Raw genomic sequence first — 19,269 nt, forward strand, 5'->3', positions numbered from 1 at the left:
AACCGTACAAGCGAATTACTCCGCATACGGCTCAAGCAATTTACAAACAGCTGCAATAAGTTGTCCGCGATTACTGTGTACTTGTCGATGGCAGTTTTCATGCAATAAGCACAAATTGTTAATATGGTCAGTGCCACCACATCTTATAGGTGTTATATGATGTACATGAACACTTTCACCATTATCTATTAAATCAAAACAAACAAGACATTTACCCTTTTGTCTACGCCAAAGAATCTGCCTAGATTTAAACAAATACTTAGGGCTATCAGCCTGACGTTTATGCCAATATTCTCTAAGTTTTGAATTATCAGGAGAAGATTTACCTTTAACAAGAATATGTCGTTTAATCGTTGTCCATTGTAATTTCCATAGATATAGATCTTTATTCATAAAGACCCAATTATCATTTCTGCCTTTAATGCGACCCCAATACTTTTTCTTAAGCCATTCCCAGGATTTTTTAGGATGTTTTCTACATGCAAATCTTGCTTGTCGAATCCACATCCAACAGTCTAAATTGGAAAAAATTTTCTTGGACACAACTTTGTTGAAATAACTGCACCATCCAAATATTTTAGAATTTAGATTATCAATTATTCTATCAATATTCCATGAGAAACTTTTTTTCCATTCTATTGACATTCGTTTTTTAAACGACTTTATAGAGTCTTTAGACGGTTTAACTAGTAGAGCTACACCTCTTCTTGTACTATTGGTTTTATATTGTCGAATATTAAATCCAAGGAAATCAAAACCTTCATTAATATGAAGTATCCTGGTTTTTTCCTTTGACAATTCTAAGCCTCTAATACTTAACCAATCATTAATAATACTTTTGGCTCTGATACATGAGCTTTCTGACTTAGCGCAAACGACAAAATCATCAGCGTATCTCACTAAAGCATATTCGGATTTAGAATATAGGTGATCATACTTATTATAGATAATATTAAGTATATCACTCATTCCATGAAGAGTTATGTTTAAAAGTAATGGAGAAATTAATCCACCTTGTGGAGTACCAGCTGTTGTTTTGATAATTTGATAATCCTGCATTACACCAGATTTAAGCCATGCTTGAATCCAATTACGAGCAGGGAAATTTCCTATAATTTTCAAAAGAAAATTATGATCAATATTATCAAATGCTCCTTTAATATCAGCATCTAATATCCAATTTCTATTGGTTCCATGTCGAATAATACCAGATATTCTCTGTATTGCATCGTGAGCGCTACGTCCAGGTCTAAAGCCATAGCTGCAACCTTCAAACTTAGCTTCCCAATATGGTTCAAGTGCTGATTTTACAACAGCCTGTCTACACCTATCCAAAATAGTTGGCAAGCCTAAAGGTCTAGATTCGCCATTACTTTTTGGTATGTATACACGCTTAATCGGTTTTACAGATGATAGATTATTATCTGCTAACTTTTCCATCAACAGACTCCTTTCTTTATCTGTCTTAACAACTATTTTATCAATTCCAGGACTTTTTCGTCCTTTGTTGATTTGAGTAACACGTCTTATAGCAAGTAACCTATTTGCTCTTGATTTTAACATCAATCTTTGTAAGTTACGTACTAACTTCATATTACCATTTGCAGATGCCCTATAAATACGTCTACGAAGATTATTAACCTTTTGTATAATTTCTTTCCAGTCTATTGAATGCCAATAGATTTTCTTGAAATTATCTTTAGTCTCAATTGTTACATTTGCGTTTAGCATCCAACTTTTCCAATTAATTCATAATCTTGTTTACCTATTTAGGGTAAATCACCAGTCTTAAGTTAGCATCATTTCTGATTAGCATATAAATGCCTATACACTCAGTTATTAATTTCTGTAGTCTTTCGACTTAGTGTCATTTGCTTTCTAAGACCTCTCTTACCTACTATCAGTTGCCTAATAATAGGCTTACCATGTTTCACTCATCAGAGAGACGTTAAGTTGGTTATCTTCTTTATACCGAGGAGCTGGCATTTTTAAAGAAGGCTGCGTATTCCTTCTTACAGCTAAGCTTTTCAGCTTTATCCTTATAACAGAATTTATCTGGAGTATCTGCTTCTGCATTGACGATATTTTCCATACGAAGATTCACTTTCGTTTAACCAATTTTAACTTTACCTTGCCCCTATTTCCCATCCAGATTAGTACTTTAGTTAGGCTTTCTATCGCGCTTAGTACAAGACCGTTACCAATCTCGCACCGCAATAGCGGTAACTAAGGTTTAAATGCAACCTTGCTACATTTCTGTAGTCTCTGTTTGAGCGACCTCATGTCGCACTACGCAATATGCAATCGATAAAGATTGCTGCTAAAAAATGAGTACTCATTAACCGATTGAATGTTAAAAAAAAAGAAGTTTGTGCTAGCAAAATCAAAAAAACCATGCTAACTTAAAACTCAGGTAAGAATTGGTATTGAGATGGCTATACAGTTTACAAGGATTGAATTTTTAAGTAGAAGTAAAGGAGGTGATAGTTGTCGTAAGGCAGCGTATAATGCAAGAACTATTGTTAAAAATAAGCAGACAGGTATAAGGTATAACTTCTCTCGTAAGAAAGATAACGTATATCATACAGTGCTGATACCGGATTATGTAAAACAAGAATTCAAGAATATTCAAACATTAATGAATGAGGTAGAACGAACCGCAAAAGACCCAAACAGCCAGTTGTTGAAGGATATCGTAATAGCGTTGCCAGATGAGAAGGAGCTAAATTTAGAGCATAGAATAGAACTAACTCATCGAATAGTTGATGCAATGGAATGGGTGCAAAATGGTCTTGGAGTACAGATAGACATTCATAAGCCTCAAATAGGAGATAAAAACTGGCATGCACATATATTGCTCACTATGAGAAGATTTAGAAAAGATGGAACTGGTTTAGGAGATAGAGCAGTAGATTTAAACCCAAAAATCATAACAGTTAATGGCAAAAAGGTTGTTATTAAAGATCACAAGATGATTCATGAAATAGCAAAAGAAGAAACTAATGCATATTTCGCTGAATTAGGCTTACCATATAGAGTTGACGAGACAAGCGAAGTACCTGGAAAGCATATTGGACCTCGTAGAATTAGGAATTTAATTAATGAAGTATTAAATGAAAATGAGTTACGTAAAGAGGCTCATTTGAAGATTATTAATGATGCTGACGTAATAACAGATTCTATAACACATTACAAATCTATTTTTACTAAGCAGGATGTTGAAAAAGCAGTAAAAGATATACCAGATCTAACAGCAAGAGAACTGTTAGTTCAGAAAGTGCTTAGTTCAAATAGAATACTAGAATTATATCATGATGATGGTGAAAGTAGCAAATATTTTACGACAATTGAGGTTCGAAATGAGGAGACGAGAATAATCAGAATAGCTAATAAAATCAATAATCGAGTTTATTACAACGATATTTACAATCTTAAAAGTGATATCGAAGGTCTAGCAAATGTTAGTGAGGAACAGAAACAAGCGCTAAGGCATATTTTGCTTAGCACTAGTGGAGTTAGAGTCTTAAGAGGAAGAGCTGGTACAGGAAAATCTTATGTTTTAATAAAAGCTCATGAGCTCGCAACAAATCGTGGACAAAAAGTTATTGGTCTTGCTCCTACTCATAAGGCAGTATCAGAGCTGAGGAGCAAAGGTTATACAGAGGTCTATACAGTAAAAGGATTTTTATATAATCGAAAAAAAATTTTTATGCAAGACAGCTTAATAGTAGTAGATGAAGCTGGAATGGTAGGTACTAAAGCTTATGCAGAGCTGTTTAGAGTAGTTAGAAACAATAATTGTCAACTGATACTTGCTGGGGATGAAAAACAGTTAGCTTCAATAGAAAGAGGCGGAATGTTTGAGATGCTGAGTAATATTTTTGGTTCACATGTTTTAGTAAATATTCGAAGACAAAGTGAAAACTGGAGCAGAGAAGCAGCAATGGAGTTTGCTGAGAGTAATATTTTAAGCGGTATAACCTTACTGAGACAAAATAACTGCGTTAGGTTTGATAATACGTTGCAGGACTCAATGAGTAAGTTAATATACAACTGGAGTCTAAGCAAATTTAAACCACATGAAAAATTGGTAATTACAGTACGTAATAAAGATGTCGACATTCTTAATTCAAGTATTAGGTCTTTGTTAAAAGCAAATGGTACGCTAAAAGGCACAGAATATGAGCGTTCTATTGATGGAAGGAAAAAGTCATATATGGCAGGAGATAGAATCGTATTTCAAAAAAGCTATAAGGATTTACAAATACAAAATAGTGAATTTGCAACTTTAACTTCGGTTAGTAAAAATAAATTTATAGCTAAGACAGACACAGGAAAAGAAGTGAGTTTTGATCCTAGTGAAATACAATTTAAACATGGCTATGCAAGTACTGTTTATAAGGTCCAGGGAGCTTCTATAAAAGATGTATACGTTTTGCATAACGGAGTAAGTAATATAAGCAGCTCATACGTAGCTATGACAAGGCATATTAAGAGCTTAAAGTTATATTGCAATAATGAAGCTACTGGAAGCATTAACAGTTTAATAAATCAGCTCAGCAGACCAAATGAGAAATCAGCTAGCATAACTCTGAAAACTGCTCATGATTTTGAGAAAGAACGGACAAAGACAACTGTTTTTAGTAAAATTGAAAACTGGTTTAAGTCTATAATCAATGATATCAATGATAGATCTCATGTGAATAAAGAATATTATCATTTTACCGCCAAACCAGAGGAAGAAGCTAAAGTAGAAAAAGTCCAGCTCAAAGATATTTCTACTCCATTATTTATGCAGATCAAAGAACAAAGACAATATGATTATGATGTAACCATTCTGTCAGCAGAAGGAAAAACGATATCAAGTTTTCAGGAAGCTGGCATTGATAGCAGAATGGTATATAGCTCAAATGTAAATAATTTAAAGTATTATCAGCCATTTCAAGGAGAAAAGATTCTTATAGCTGCAAATAATGATAAACAAAATAAAGAATATGTAAGCACTATAAACGAGGCTGCAAAAGTACTGACAAGCAAAGGAGCAATTACTAGCATCGTAATTCATTCAGAAGGTGAAGATTTTAACGAAATGCTAAAAAATAAAGGAGCCATAGCTGTTAAGGAGCTTATGATACCTGAAATCATGAAGTTAATTAATACTCAGAACGTAAAAACAGAGTCTGAACAAATTGTAAAAGCAGATATAGCTCCAAAAATTGGACTTAGACGGTAGTGCTGAAGATAGAAATTACACACTAGTACATGTAAAAATAGGAAATAAACAAATAAAGCGCTAATTTAGCGTCAAATAGTTGAGAAATTTAGACTCTAAAGATTACTATTGAAAAATCTAATCTTACTATGTATTATTAAAATACTTAATAGATTTAAACTTAAGGTTTGAAGTAAATCAAATGTAATATACGCAATAATTGATGCAACGGTGATAATAGTAAGCGAAGTTTTGTTTCAACTGTTCTTGCGCTTTGCGATAGAAATGGTACCGAATCTTAACTTTCGTCCATTGCATCAATTATTGCGTATATCTTCTTAGTTTTACATTTTACAGTTCAACCAAAGAATACTTAATTCACAATTATAGCACCAGTATATCTTAATATACTAATCATTTCCACTTCTTTTATTAACTATTCAAGCTAAAATAATAGATATAAAACAGATTATAGCATAATCTATGTAATTTGCGTTATGCTAAGAGAATACTGAAAGCGTTTGAACTTTTGCAAGCTCTACATTTAACAGGAAAACTATTCCAATAATCACCTAGCAATAAAATTATAATTCAAACGGTAAAAATATCAAATATTTATACCACAAAACAATTTAGTGATGCGAAGGTGAGGTTTTATATGACTGACAAAATCAATGATTCAAATAATTTCAATAACATTCATAATTTAAAAACAGATATAGAAAATTCTAAAGCTAACAGCTGGAACCACAATGTGGCTGTAAAGTTGATAAATGGTGATATTGCTGATGGTATAGTGCTACTTAGTGATAATAATAGCTTGAGGGCTGATAATACTCTAAAAGAATCAATAAACCAATTAATCAATGATTGGAAGAATAGTAAATTTGAGCTGCAGGATCGTTTGATAATTGCTGACCATAAAGAAGCTGAAAATATTAATCAAAACATCAGAAACTACATGAAGGAAAATGGTGCTCTGAAAGGTCCAGAATACAGCATTTTAATTTCAGGAGCCGAATCAAAAAAATATGCTAACTACATGGCTGGAGACCGAATTGTATTTCAAACAAACGATAAGGATTTACAAATACAAAACAGTGAATTTGCAACTCTAGTATCAATTGATGAAAGTAAGTTTGTAGCTAAGACAGATACAGGAAACGAGGTAAGCTTTGATTTGAATAAAATAAGCTTTAAACATGGATATGCTACAACAGTTTGTAACCCACAAACAGCTGTCAAAAAAGATGTATATGTTCTTCATAATAATGGTGTAGGAATAGAAAGTTCTAACATAAGCATGATAGGGAATGCAGAGCAAGTACGGCTGTACTACAATGTGCAAGCTACAAAAAATGTTGCTAACCTAATAGAGCAGCTTAGCACAGCTAAGACAGACTCTATCAATTCAAAAGAGGAGAATAATGATGTTCAAGCAAATGAAGTAAGGCAATATCAATCTGCTCAAAACTATAGAAAAAACGATTATTATTCAAATAGCGAGGAAGACCTACAAAAATTGAAGGATGCAATAGCTTATAGAGCTGACACTATAGCTCGTGATATTCTTGGAGATCCAAATAAGCGCCTATCTACATACGGAAAATTACGTTGGGGAGACACTGGCAAAATACAAGTAACCACCGAGGGCAAGTACGCTGGACAATGGTATGACTTTAGTACAGGACAAAAGGGTGATTTATTATCCCTGGCTCAAAGAGAAAGAGGATACAGCTTTTTTGAGGCAAAGGAATATTTGAAAAGTATGGTTGGAATGTCTAATATTAGTCAACGGTATCAGAGACCGCCTAAGACTGACGATTCTCAACAATACACTCAAGAATCTGAAAGTGTTAAAATCGCAAAAGTTCAAAACTTGTATGAACGATCAAGCAGAATACATGGTTATGAGATAGATACGAGCCCAAGCGCAGAAGTTGAAATAGTAAAAAAGTATCTTGAAAATCGTGGTATTACTTTTGACAAAAGCACCGCAAGTTCAGACTTAAAAGCAAGTATACTGTTTGATACTCAAACGAGAGAAAATTATCCAGCATTTACAGCTTTTGCAAGAAATTCAAAAGGAGAAATTACCGGAGTACAGGCCGTATATCTAAATTTGGCAGGAGATAAGGCGAATATTTCAATTAACAGAAGATCTTTCGGTAAAATCAGAGGATCATTTATAATAATAGCAAAACGAAATGCGAATGACCCTAATATAACAATTATAGCAGAAGGCGCCGAAACAGCATTGAGCTTGCAGCAATCAGGCATTAAAGGTAATATCATTGCTAGTGCAGGAATTTCGAATTTGAGAAATTATTCACCATTTCCTGGTGAAAAAATCATCATTGCAGCAGATAATGATAGCAAAAATCCTATAACTAATAATACTGTAATTAAAGCTGCAAAAACGTTAGAAATGAATGGAGCGATAACTTGTATAGTCAAACCACCAGAAAATGGTGATTTTAATAATCTGCTGCAAACTTGTGGAGACCAGTCAATTAGAGACATTATAGAACCTGAAATTACTAAACTGACTAAGGCAGTTGAAACAACCAAACTTACTCAAACAGAAAATAATAGTATAGCAAAACAAAATGATATTACGAATGTTAAAGAATTGTATAATAAATCGTCATCTCTATACTACTTTAAACAAGAAGAGGAAGCTAAGGTGGAAGCAATAGTAGTTAATAAATATCTAGAAAACCATACAGGAATTTATAGTTCAAAAATCTTTAATAATCCTAATTTAAGGGCAAATATGGTTTTTGATGAAGAGACTCAAAAATCCTGGCCTGCACTCACTATTTTTGTTAAAAATGAAACAGGCGAAATTACTGGAGCTAAGATATTAACTCTGAATTCAAAAACCTGTAATAAAGCTGATATTCCAGAAAAATCTATTGGTACAATTAGTGGATCATTTGCTGAAATTGCTCAACAAAATTCAAAATACTCACCTGTAACAATCATTACAAAGGATATTGAAACAGCGTTAACCATTAGGCAAGCTGGAGTCGAAGGAAAAATCTTATGTGCAATTGAAGCCGAAAATTTGCAAAACTATAATCCTAGCACAAAAGAAAAGATCATTCTAGCAGTTAAAAATGACGTAAATACTGAAAAAGCAGAAAAAGTTCTGGAGGATAAGGGAGCAGTAGCCTGCACAGTCAAAAATGACTTCAATAATGTATTAAAAACTCAAGGATTATATGCTGTTAGAAATATTATCAGCCCTGAAATAAGAAAACTTAATGAAAAAATTGAATCAATACAAACTAACATACAACCAAGATTATGTCTGAAACACTAGGCAGAGTATGACACAGCATTTTTTATAAAAAAAACTATAGAGTGAAAAAATATGACAAAAAAATTAAAGCATGATTCATTGGCAAAGACAATCATGAGTGATCCAGTGGCTGCACAAGAATTTCTAGAGTATTATTTACCAATGAATTTCAAGAGTTTAATAGATTTATCACAAATAAAAGTAGAGCAAGAGAGTTATATAGAAGAATCGTTAAAGAAAAAATACAGTGATATCGTCTATAGAGTTGCCACCAAAAAACATGGCAATGCTTTTATTTATATATTAATTGAAGCTCAATCAACCGTCGATTATTGGACAGCTCTGCGGTTATGGAGATACACATTGTTATTGTGCGAAAGGCATAAGAAAGAAAAAACTAAATTACCATTAGTGTATAATTTAGTGATCTACAACGGCAAAGAAGTCTACAATGCACCTAGGAATTTGTGGGATTTATTTACAGATTCAATGATAGCTAAGCAATTAATGACTTCTGACTATCAATTAGTCGATTTGCAAAGTATGTCGAATGATGAAATTGTTAGGAAAAAGCATATCGGAATGCTCGAATATATGCTAAAGCACATTCATCAACGAGATATGTTAAAGCTTTGGGAAGAGTTTCTAATAAAGTTCAAACATGTTTTAATACTTGACAAAGAAAAAGGCTATATTTACCTACGATCATTTTTATGGTATACTGATACTAAATTACTAGAGAGTCAGCAACCAGAATTAGAGCAGGTTCTGGCTAAGTATTTATCTGAAGAAGAAAAAAGTAATATTATGAGAACTATTGCTGCAAAATATATTGATGAAGGTATAGAGATTGGTGAAACTAAAGGCATAGCTAAAGGCAGAGCTGAAGGCAGAGCTGAAGGCAGAGCTGAAGGCAGAGCTGAAGGTATAGAGATTGGTGAGACTAAAGGCAGAGCTAAAGGCAGAGCTGAAGGCAGAGCTGAAGGCAGAGCTGAAGCTGCACAAGAGCTTGCAATGAACTTATTAAAAGCTGGCTTTTCAGTTGAATTTATTTCTGAAAATACCGGATTGTCAAAAGAAGAAGTGATTAATTTAAAAAATAACATAGAGTATTAATTTTTCGAATTAATACTCTACTAACTTAAGTTTTTTGAGCAATTTATATCCCCAAACAAAAGCTGTATTTAAGTTTTGTAGCTGCATAGTTAGTTTTGTGATAGGAAAGTTACCAGCAAGCTTTACATAACAAGTTAGGTCTGGTAGGTTCATAATTTCAGATGGCATAACTAAAATCTTTTTACGCTCAACATTATTCATATTTACCCCATCTCGCATAGTATTTGATCCATATGACAAGTTCTCTTGAGTTTCAATAATTTCTTGCTCACCTAGTGTTAATGCTGACTTATAAGCTGTAACCTGATCGCTAACTCGAAAAATAAATTTACTATTAAACAAATCCAGCATAGAAGCACATTCAGCAGCCCCATATATTGCTTCTAATTGATGAATATTCTGCAATCCAGCAACAAAGCAGCCTCCATACTTTCTACTTTCAGCCAAAGCAACTGGTAAAGACGAAACTTTTTGTAGAGCTGGCAGTTCATCAAGTATAAACCACATGTTTTTGTTATCATGATTAGGATTTCTACACATCAAAGCCTTGATAGCTATGCTTATCCAAGCTGAAATAAGTGGGCATAAAGTAGCTCTTTGATTTGGGTTAGCTGTGATAAATAGCCAGCTAGTTTCATTTGAATTACTAAACCATTCTTTTATGCTAAAACTACCTCCAGGCTTTAAATATTGTAGCGAAGTAATATTCTTTCCAAGCGTAGACTGAATTCCTGCAGAAGTTTCGAGCGCGCTTTCGCTTATAATACCTGATACAGCTGTGTTTCTAAAAGCTTTTGCAAATTGTCTATTATCAGAGTAAATGATTGTATGAATTAGTTTTATGATATCTTTATCATCCTTATATAGCTTCAATGCTTCAGACAAGACTAATTCAGCATTTTTAGCAAAAAAGTCATCAAGTTTAGGAGTATAATTACTAAAACTACTCGCTATATCATGAAAATCAGCTGCTTCAAAACAATCATTCCAAGGCAACCATTGCTCACTATTTTTTTCCAAAGGATTAAGCAGTTTATCACATTTAGGGTCAAAAAATCTATCAGTAAAAGCTCCAGTTGTATCTACAATTATTGCTCGATCTTTGTGTAATCGAATTTGTGGTAGCAGTTCGTTAAGCATATTAGTTTTACCAGTACCTGTTGTTCCAGTAATCAGAATGTGTAGCCTTTCACTATTCTTTACTAATGGCAAGCCTCCAAAACGGATTTTCGAGGCCTTTTTAGCGCTTTTTAGCATTTTGGCTAAGCATTTGTATCCTACAAAATCAGCACCTCTAATTTTGGCCTTAATAATCGTTCTTTTACCTTGAGCTGTAAAGAAAACAATTGAGATTATCACACCAATAGCAAAAACAATTAAGCTTTCTAACAATGCTGAATTGATTAAGAATTCCCATAATTGCTGTATTTTAAATCCATGTTTGCTTGTATAAAACTCATGCAAAAAGTCTTGAGCATTGAGGTGCATCCATTTTTTAAACCTTAAACTATAAAACTTAATGCCTATTTGATCGATATCATAAAAATGTTCACCAATTGCTAGCTTAAGCTGTACATATCTTTCAATTGCAAAATAATACAAGCTGCTCAGAAATACTTTTTGATATAATCGACATATAATCCAGAATATCGATAATCCTAATCCAATTATAAAAACGTTGGTACTACCTTGCCCAAACATTCTTAACTTATGAGCAAATAACTGCGAGCCCCTGGTGAAATTTCCTTGATTCTGAAAATTCATCTATCTCAAGAGTATTTTTTCAAAATCTGTAGTTTTTGCTCATACTCTTTTACTCCAATAAAATTATCTAATTCTGTTAACTTTTTAAACATTGCTTCGTATTCTGCAATGATATTAGGATTATATTTAATAGCTAAGTTAAAATTCTCCTTAGCCTTTGAGTACTGTCCTAAACTTACTAATGATATTCCTTTTTCTAGATAGTTTTTAGCAAAATTAGGATTATATTTAGCAGCTATATCATAATTTTTAATCGCATCTTGATGTTTACCTAATTTTTCAAAAACCATTCCTTTGATATAATAGGAATCTGCACAATTTGGATCAATTTTAATAGCTAGGTTACAACTTTCCATTGCTTCTGCATATCTCTTTAATAGATTTAATACATATCCTTTATTATTATAAGCTTTTAAATCATTAGGATCGTATTTAATGGCTAAATCAAAATGTTCTATTGCATTCTGAAATTGTCCCAAAATTGCTAAAGTTAAACCTTTATTATGGTATGCTTCAGCATAATTTGGTCTATATCTAATAGCTGTATCATAGTTTTCAATAGCCTCTTGAAATTGTCCTAAATTCATTAATACTGTGCCTTTGTTATAATAAGCCTCAGAATTATCAGATTTATACTTAATAGCAATATCAAAATTTTTAATTGCTTCTTCATACTGGCCTAAGTCGTTCAAAGAAGCTCCTTTATTATTATAAGCAGTTACATAGTCAGGTTTATATTGAATAGCAAGATCACAAAGTGTTATAGCTTCTTCGTTTTTTCCTAATTTTCTATAAGATACAGCTTTATTATTATATGCTTCTGCAAAACCAGAATTGTATTTAATAGCAAAATTGAAATTTTCTACAGCTTCTAGCGGCTTTCCCGAATCATCTAAAGCTATTCCTTTACTATTATATGCTGATGCATAACTTGGATCATACTTAATAGCAATATCAAAATTTTCTATTGCATCTTGATATTTTTTTAATCTCAAGAAAGAACTTCCAATATTAGAATATTCTTCTGCTAGAATAGCTTTATCATGAATTAAATCTTGTTGTATGCTTTGCTCTGCTGCAACAGTTACTGTATTTAATAATACTAATGATAAAATAATAGCTAAATTTTTACACACGTTTTTCATATTAATTACTAATCATTTATTACCCTTTAAGTTTTTTACTGCTTCTACTACTTGTTTACCTGTCAAAATAACTGCTGAATTAGAGGTATTATCAAATTCATCCTGTATTTCTTGAGTCTTATTCTTAATACTATCAGAAATTCGATCAAGATTCTTTATTTTTTCGTTATCACTAGAAGTTTGCTTTATATTTTGAGAATACATTTCGTTGCTTTCATCATAGATAGCTTGTAATTGTTCAACATTTTTCTCAAAAGTATTTTGTACATCTTGTTTAGTAGAAACGTTGCTGTCATTAATATTATGACTCAAATCTTTAGGTACTTCATTGTTGATTTTAGCAACCTCAAAAGCAATTTTTTCTGCTTCAGCTGAGTGATCTTTAGCCCATCTTGCAGCTTGCTCCTTGCTGCTTATTTCAGGATTTTGATCAATAATAGCATTTAATACAAGTTCATTAATGTTACGATCAATAGTGATAGAGTTTTGAGATACATAATTCATGCTATAACTAAGTTGCTCCATTTCTTGTTTAGTTTTAGCTATTTCTTGCCCAACAGATTGTTGTTCAGAAAGATTAGCATTTAGATTCTCACTTAGTGACTGTACTTCGCTATTTGTACTACTAAGTCTTCTTTCTTCAACTGCACTTTTAATTTTTGATAATGCTTCATTATATGACTGCTGTTGATTAGCTGATATACCTTTATTTTGTTCATCTTTCTTGTTTCCTAAAACTCCACTATTAACTCCACCCCAACCGACACTAGCGCCTGCACTAGTACCACTACTTTTACTGTGGCTACTACCTGTATACTCAGTAGTAGCAATGCTACTAGAACCAATCTCCTGCAGAGCTTGGTATTCGCTCTCAGTTAGGCCTATAGACAGAGCTTCATCATGAGTTAACCTTCTGCCTATGTCTATGGCCATGGAGTTTCCTGTTGAAATAAGATTGGACTCTTTTTGTGTCAGTGAATTAAGCCTGCTCTGAGAACTCAAAAACTGGTTTTGATATCCAGTTTGTATCAGTGCAGAAGAGCGGAAGTTATTTCCCAATGAATCTACGTTTTCATTTATAATTTGTCGACCATCATCCGTTGTAGTGACTTTTATACTACCATCATTAATACTAGCACTCATATCTAATGAAGGAGCTAGGTTTTGTTGAAAAATAGTTCTATTGCCTATGCTGTAATTATCCATACTCAAGTTATTGTCGACTATATTACTTCCTAAGCTGCTAGCAACTTGTATAGGAGAGAACTGGCTGGCTAAGTTAGCTGTAGCATGAGCGCAAGCTTTTAGTACTCCCCAAGAAAGCATTGGTATTGATGACGCAAGCATTTGAAATGTAGCATAGCTATATAAAATCATCTCTGCAAAGCTTCCTTGCGATAGCATATTCAGCCCATAATCACTACCGAAAGCTCCAGATTTACTGGATAAGCTGATCATTCCTAGACAATGGATTATTGTAAAAAATACTGGCCAGCTGCTGACCCATATTATTAACAAAATCCATGTTTTTAATATGTTGTAGCCGCCAGGCAGTAAGCCCATTGGAAATACAATAAAGATCATTGAAACTACTACTGCAAAAAAAACAGATTGTAAAATAGGCATCATGTGAGCAGCCATTTCCCCAGCGACTAGATACGAAAATGATTTTTGAAAGAGCCCTCTGATTGCATGCATACTCACCAGATTAGGATAAATTCGTGATAATGAAAACTTCTCACGCCAGTCATCATATGACTCACGATTAGCATTAAGTAGCATAGCTTGCTTCATCCATTCATGAATGTCTTGTTGCTCTCTCTGTAAATATTTTAGTGTGTCGCCAGTCATGACTTTTAGTCTTTGACTTAACATGTGTGACTGATCAGATTGAACTCCAATCGCAGCTGCAAAGTTTGTTAAAAGCCCTTCATTTAATTCTTTATGAATTGCTGCCTTAATTAATGGAGTAGCTTGTCTGCATGTCTTGAAACTAATACCTAAATTACTAGGCTCACGATAATAAATACCGAAATTATTAGGTATATTCTGCTCGATAAATCCTATGATGTCATTAGTTTGTTGAGCAGCTGCTTTTTTACCTAAGATATTACCTATGATGTAAGGCTTCATAAAGCATTGTCTAAGAAATTCCTTCGTATTAGTTAAAGTTACTGGATCATGTATTTGCACATCTCGAATCTTAGCTACAGCCTTAGCTCCAAACATAATACCAGTTTTTCTGCTCGATAGTCCTTCATAAGCCGGTAAAAGATGATTTTCCAACATTTTGGACACAAAGTAACTCGTTTGCGATGAAAGAGAAGCAAACATTGCAATACCTATCGGAATATTATCAACTTTTACTGGTGCACTCATTGATACCTCATCCTTCAGCCAAACAGTAGCTTTGGGGGCAAATAACAGCGTAAAAATAAATATCGATGGAAAGAACCACTCCATAGCAAAGATGCCGATATTTCCTCTAAAAATAGCCCTAGTAGCAGCCCATATGCCGCCAATAGTCAAGGCTAAGTGGCCTACTGGAGTGAAGTATTCGCTATTTGAAGCAAAGACTCTGCCTATGCCGTTAAACACATGCCATAACAGATCTCCACCACCAAATGTGTATATTACGTAATCCATTAACTTTTCTCCTTCGCTATTAAATGCTGCTCTATTAATCTAGCCCTTTTATCTATTCGATTTGCATCTGTTTGTAGGCTAGTCCATTTCTCATTTGCAAACAGTTGAACTCGATTCAATTCCTTCAAATATCTTTCTAAATGTTCATTCGAAACTTGCTTAGCACCTAGTGAAGTAACGGCTCTACGTATTTCGGTGATTACTTCCTTCAAATGCTGAACTAATGTATAGCTAGCTATTAATTCTGATGAGCTATCTAAAATTGTGACTCCAGAAATAGATTCTAATATGATATAATCATAAATTGGAAATATATCTCCAATCGAAGATAAAAAGGCTATCTCAGAGTCAGTGAATTCAGAATTATTCTCAAAGTTAATTTTTAGATTCTTCAATTGTTGTTTAGCTTTACCTGCATAAGATTTCTCTGGCAATATTGTGATATTTCGTTGCAAGCTTGGATGCAAGCAACTGACATTATCACAACTGTAAATCGAGGCTGATTCTCCGCCTTTTAAATGACTAATCCAACTTTTTTCATCCTGAGCTAATGAGTCATAAAAGTGTACATTATTGTTTGTAACCACGATAGTGCCAGTCATAGACATGATTGAATCACGCATATCTGATGGTATTCCAACCTTTGCTGCTGCTTTAGTGAAGATGTTATAATCATCCAGCATTAGCTCTGGATCCTTGTTTTGTGCTTGTCGCAGAGATTGTTTTTGGGCTAAATCATTACGACATTTTTTACCAGCTGCAAAATAATCAAATCCACTTTGTGACTGTATATCACGGCAAACAGCTTCTCTCATAGCCCAGTTTCTTGGTAAAGCTGTAGCAAATAATGCTTTTGTTAATTCACAATCTCCTTTGGCAAATTGATTCATCTCCATTGCTAGATTACGTAAGTCCTTAAGAGCATTTTCGATCTGTGGAGCAAATGTTTTTAATCCTAATGAAAATGCATAAACTTTAGCTTGAGAACCAATATTCTTCATTAGTTGAACTAATTCTTCTCCAGAAATAACAGAGAAGCTACCAAGATAGGCATCAATACCGCTACAGCTCATGTTTAAAGATGGTGGAGTTATAGCAAATGGCTGAAATGATGTTTGGCTTGTTCGAGCAGACAATCCACCGGCTGCATAATATCCAGCCGCTTGATCTTGATATGATCCAGATCTAGTAACATTAACACTCATTCCTTGAAATACGTTTTCGATATTCCAAGCCAGTGATACTGGAGCTTGTAGCAATAATAGCATTGTAATGACATAAACTCTGATTCTAATGCTCATGCGGTCTCCAATTTATGATAATATCTATCGATTGCTAGAATATTGTCGATAATTTTATCTTCAGAGATTATGCTTCTAGCTACTGCATATATTTTTTTACCATCGCTAGCTACTAGATATAATACAGGCACAACATGCTTAGGATTTAATTTATTTAGTAACTCATTATTCTTACTGACAGCTAGCAACTGAAATGCATATTTATTAGCAAAGCTCTGAACAATAGGAATAAAGGCTTTACATAGCAAGCAATCTTGTTTAACTTGCAAAATTAATCCCCAGTTTTTAGCAATGTTTTTGAGTTTTAAGTCGTTTTTCTGCTCTGATTTTTCTTGATACAGCTTTCTATGTAAGCTATTAGATGGCTCATGAGCATTAATCAGTTGATAATCAAGTAGAGTAGCTAGTTGCCACATAGTAGCAAACTTATGAGCCTTCTCCATGATTTGCTTCTGCAATCTTTGTGCTGTAATTACATTTTCGAGCGTTGGATTATCAAGCGCTATACGCTGAGCTCGATTAAATTGCTCCTTTAATTCCTCGATTCTATGATCATGAGTCCAACTCATCAACTTAGAACTAGAGTTATTAAGCTCATGATCATGTTTATCATTATACCATAGAAATCCTGTTGGTGAAGCATCAACAGTGGATAAATGACTAATTAATATCATAAACATTAATAATCTGCTCATTTAGACTGACTTTGTTGCATACGATGAACTTTATCTTTGATGCCTGCAATAATGTCTTTGTTCATGCTGTTTTGAGCCTTAGTGAGTATATCACCAAATAGTTCGTCCATATTGATTTTAGTGAAATCAACTTTTTGTAATTCCTTAACAGTAAGGCCTCTACAATTTGGACATTCAGGTGTTCCAAAGTCTATTTTTAGCTGTTTTCTTGCTTCTTCCTGAAAAATTCTAGCAAGTTTTGACTGAAAGCAGCAATAAGTAGACTTTCTAGCTAAGCAAATACCTAATATCGGAATTCTTGAAGAACAGTAGGTACCGATATAGTAGCAATAACCTTTTTTTCTATATAGAGCTAATTCTTGTTCCTTAGATTTACATTGCGATAAGCCTATATCACGCCCCCAGCCAGTCATTGAAGAGCAGCAATTCAAAAAACTAAATACATCTTTTTTGCATTTTCGATGTTTACCTGAAAATACAGAAACGGGATTTGTTTTAATGTCTTTGCTCATCTGATTTAGCATCGCTATATGAGCTACTTTAGCTATATCCCTGTTTGGTATAATAGTTGGAGTATTGCAATTGCCTCCTAAACAAAAGATTGAGTTATTACGCAATGATGAGTGTAGCATTGTTTGCTTCTCAGTTGAACAGCTATAATCGTGCTGCCAGAGTAAACAAATATTTGCTACTGATTTTTGGCAAGTGCTGTTTTTTAATTCGCAATTTTGAATTTTAAGGTGTTTGCAACCATCTTTTGGATCGCTAGTACAAGAAAAAACAATCTTTTGTTTCCAATATGGACGATTGACTTTAAACTTGTCAAAAAATACTCTATCACCACCATCATAGTTGATTCTATTGACCTCATAGCATTCGTTACTTTCTGTTAATTGCTCAAGTTCAGGGTTTAAAACTTTCCAATATTCTGCTACTTTCCTTAGTTCTTGAGTCTTATCTCTGTAGTCATAGTGAAGTATACATATTTTTTCATTTACTTCTAATAACAAATTTCTACCAACATGGTGTATAGATGCACCAAGCCTATTAGCAATAGCCCATTTCATTTGTTTTACAATTGCTTCGGGATCATCTGCTAGGCAGTATACTTGCGCATCTAATTCATCATCATAGACATCGCTACGACTATTAATCCAATTACTATGATTCTCCTTTATTTCTTCTGTTGCAAATTCCATTTGCCGGCTTTGCCATGGAAGCCATACATTCTCTAATTTGCACTCAACGTTTAATTCTCGAATAAGTTCAATATTGAACTTACTGCCTTCAGTACAACTTTGAATGATTTCAGTATTAGTTGTACTTGTCTGAGTTACGAAGTTACTGCTATCAAGGGCACTTAAAGGATCAGATTCAATTCTCATTGAATTAGCTATCATATAATTTTGATCGTTGATATTATGTTGAGTTAAGGCATTGTTTTTACTGTTTTCAGCTTGAAATAACATTGCCCCACTTTCTGTACTAAGCTGATTACGGCCATGATAGGTTAAATCCTCATCATTATTAGGATAATTGACATTACTACCTTGATGAAATAATTCTTGTGTATTTGAAGAATTTCCAAGATTTACATTATAGTTGCTAGCTTCATTATAACTGCTTTGCATTGAAGCTAAACAACAATTGATGTTCAATATTATCAAAACTAGTACTATAAGTTGCTTCATGGAGTATTCTCATTCATAATTTCTAATGCTGTTGCTAAAGGAATATGGCCAGTTAATTTCTTGGTTAATCCTCTTTTTTCATCATCTATTACTATCACTGGTACAACATCAACCTTATATTTCTCAAACAAGCTAGGATCTATATCGAAGCTAATATCAAGCTCCATAGTTTTATTCTTTGTTTGTGTAAATGAGTTATTAATTAACCCACGCATAACTAATCGAGCTCCAGACTTTTGAGATTCAGCAAAATAGCTTTTTAAAGCCTCATCACTCATTGAAAATGAGACAAAAATAAAAGTTTTTTGCTTGTCCAAAAAAAAAGCATTAGCATTATTAACAAATAATAAAACCATCAACATCATTACTCGTATAACCATATTCTTCTCCAA

At 33.4% G+C, this 19,269-nt stretch carries 12 protein-coding genes and 1 pseudogene; 4 read left to right on the forward strand and 9 right to left on the reverse strand.

What is annotated here, in order from left to right:
* Window positions 1-15 precede the first annotated feature (15 nt).
* A complete protein-coding gene (gene ltrA / locus DK405_RS11985; protein WP_109510571.1) occupies window positions 16-1,731 on the reverse strand; it encodes a group II intron reverse transcriptase/maturase in 1,716 nt (571 codons plus the stop codon).
* 235 nt (window positions 1,732-1,966) lie between these two features.
* The gene (locus tag DK405_RS15250) at window positions 1,967-2,092 is read right to left on the reverse strand and encodes a hypothetical protein (protein ID WP_269459331.1); all 126 of its coding nucleotides are present in this window, start codon (window positions 2,090-2,092) and stop codon (window positions 1,967-1,969) included.
* Window positions 2,093-2,431: 339 nt separating this feature from the next.
* On the opposite strand from DK405_RS15250, the pseudogene DK405_RS16340 reads away from it, so the two are divergent.
* The 4 genes and pseudogenes from DK405_RS16340 to DK405_RS12005 form a co-directional block, all read left to right on the forward strand.
* A pseudogene (locus tag DK405_RS16340) lies at window positions 2,432-3,952 on the forward strand (AAA family ATPase); the annotation flags it as partial.
* A gap of 483 nt (window positions 3,953-4,435) precedes the next feature.
* On the forward strand, window positions 4,436-5,233 hold the full coding sequence (locus DK405_RS16345; RefSeq protein ID WP_458692821.1) for a conjugal transfer protein TraA: 798 nt from the start codon (window positions 4,436-4,438) through the stop codon (window positions 5,231-5,233).
* A gap of 637 nt (window positions 5,234-5,870) precedes the next feature.
* A complete protein-coding gene (locus tag DK405_RS14790) occupies window positions 5,871-8,540 on the forward strand; it encodes a toprim domain-containing protein (RefSeq protein WP_231967882.1) in 2,670 nt (889 codons plus the stop codon).
* Between the two features lie 51 nt (window positions 8,541-8,591).
* The gene (locus DK405_RS12005) at window positions 8,592-9,635 is read left to right on the forward strand and encodes an Rpn family recombination-promoting nuclease/putative transposase (protein WP_064612903.1); all 1,044 of its coding nucleotides are present in this window, start codon (window positions 8,592-8,594) and stop codon (window positions 9,633-9,635) included.
* Window positions 9,636-9,644: 9 nt separating this feature from the next.
* On the opposite strand, the gene DK405_RS12010 is transcribed toward DK405_RS12005, so the two are convergent.
* From DK405_RS12010 to trbC, 7 genes are read right to left on the reverse strand one after another with little or no spacing between them, the layout of a single operon-like run.
* Complete coding sequence (locus DK405_RS12010) at window positions 9,645-11,399, reverse strand: type IV secretion system DNA-binding domain-containing protein (protein WP_064612902.1); 1,755 nt, start codon at window positions 11,397-11,399, stop codon at window positions 9,645-9,647.
* 5 nt (window positions 11,400-11,404) lie between these two features.
* Window positions 11,405-12,544 carry a tetratricopeptide repeat protein gene (locus tag DK405_RS12015; RefSeq protein ID WP_064612901.1) on the reverse strand — a complete coding sequence of 380 codons (1,140 nt, stop codon included), beginning with the start codon at window positions 12,542-12,544 and terminating at the stop codon, window positions 11,405-11,407.
* Window positions 12,545-12,556: 12 nt separating this feature from the next.
* The gene (locus DK405_RS12020; RefSeq protein ID WP_064612900.1) at window positions 12,557-15,190 is read right to left on the reverse strand and encodes a conjugal transfer protein TraG; all 2,634 of its coding nucleotides are present in this window, start codon (window positions 15,188-15,190) and stop codon (window positions 12,557-12,559) included.
* Window positions 15,190-16,491 (reverse strand): conjugal transfer protein TraH, encoded by a 1,302-nt coding sequence (locus DK405_RS12025; RefSeq protein ID WP_064612619.1) that lies wholly within the window; start codon window positions 16,489-16,491, stop codon window positions 15,190-15,192. The genes DK405_RS12020 and DK405_RS12025 overlap by 1 nt, the downstream gene beginning before the upstream one ends.
* Window positions 16,488-17,186 carry a conjugal transfer protein TraF gene (locus tag DK405_RS12030; RefSeq protein WP_064612899.1) on the reverse strand — a complete coding sequence of 233 codons (699 nt, stop codon included), beginning with the start codon at window positions 17,184-17,186 and terminating at the stop codon, window positions 16,488-16,490. The genes DK405_RS12025 and DK405_RS12030 overlap by 4 nt, the downstream gene beginning before the upstream one ends.
* Window positions 17,183-18,877 (reverse strand): conjugal transfer protein TraN, encoded by a 1,695-nt coding sequence (gene traN / locus DK405_RS12035; RefSeq protein ID WP_064612624.1) that lies wholly within the window; start codon window positions 18,875-18,877, stop codon window positions 17,183-17,185. Before traN ends, DK405_RS12030 begins: the two co-directional genes overlap by 4 nt.
* Window positions 18,874-19,257, reverse strand: coding sequence for a type-F conjugative transfer system pilin assembly protein TrbC (trbC, locus tag DK405_RS12040; RefSeq protein ID WP_045912829.1), 384 nt, complete (start codon window positions 19,255-19,257; stop codon window positions 18,874-18,876). The genes traN and trbC overlap by 4 nt, the downstream gene beginning before the upstream one ends.
* Window positions 19,258-19,269 lie beyond the last annotated feature (12 nt).

It is taken from the genome of Orientia tsutsugamushi, from assembly GCF_900327275.1.
Lineage (GTDB): Bacteria > Pseudomonadota > Alphaproteobacteria > Rickettsiales > Rickettsiaceae > Orientia > Orientia tsutsugamushi.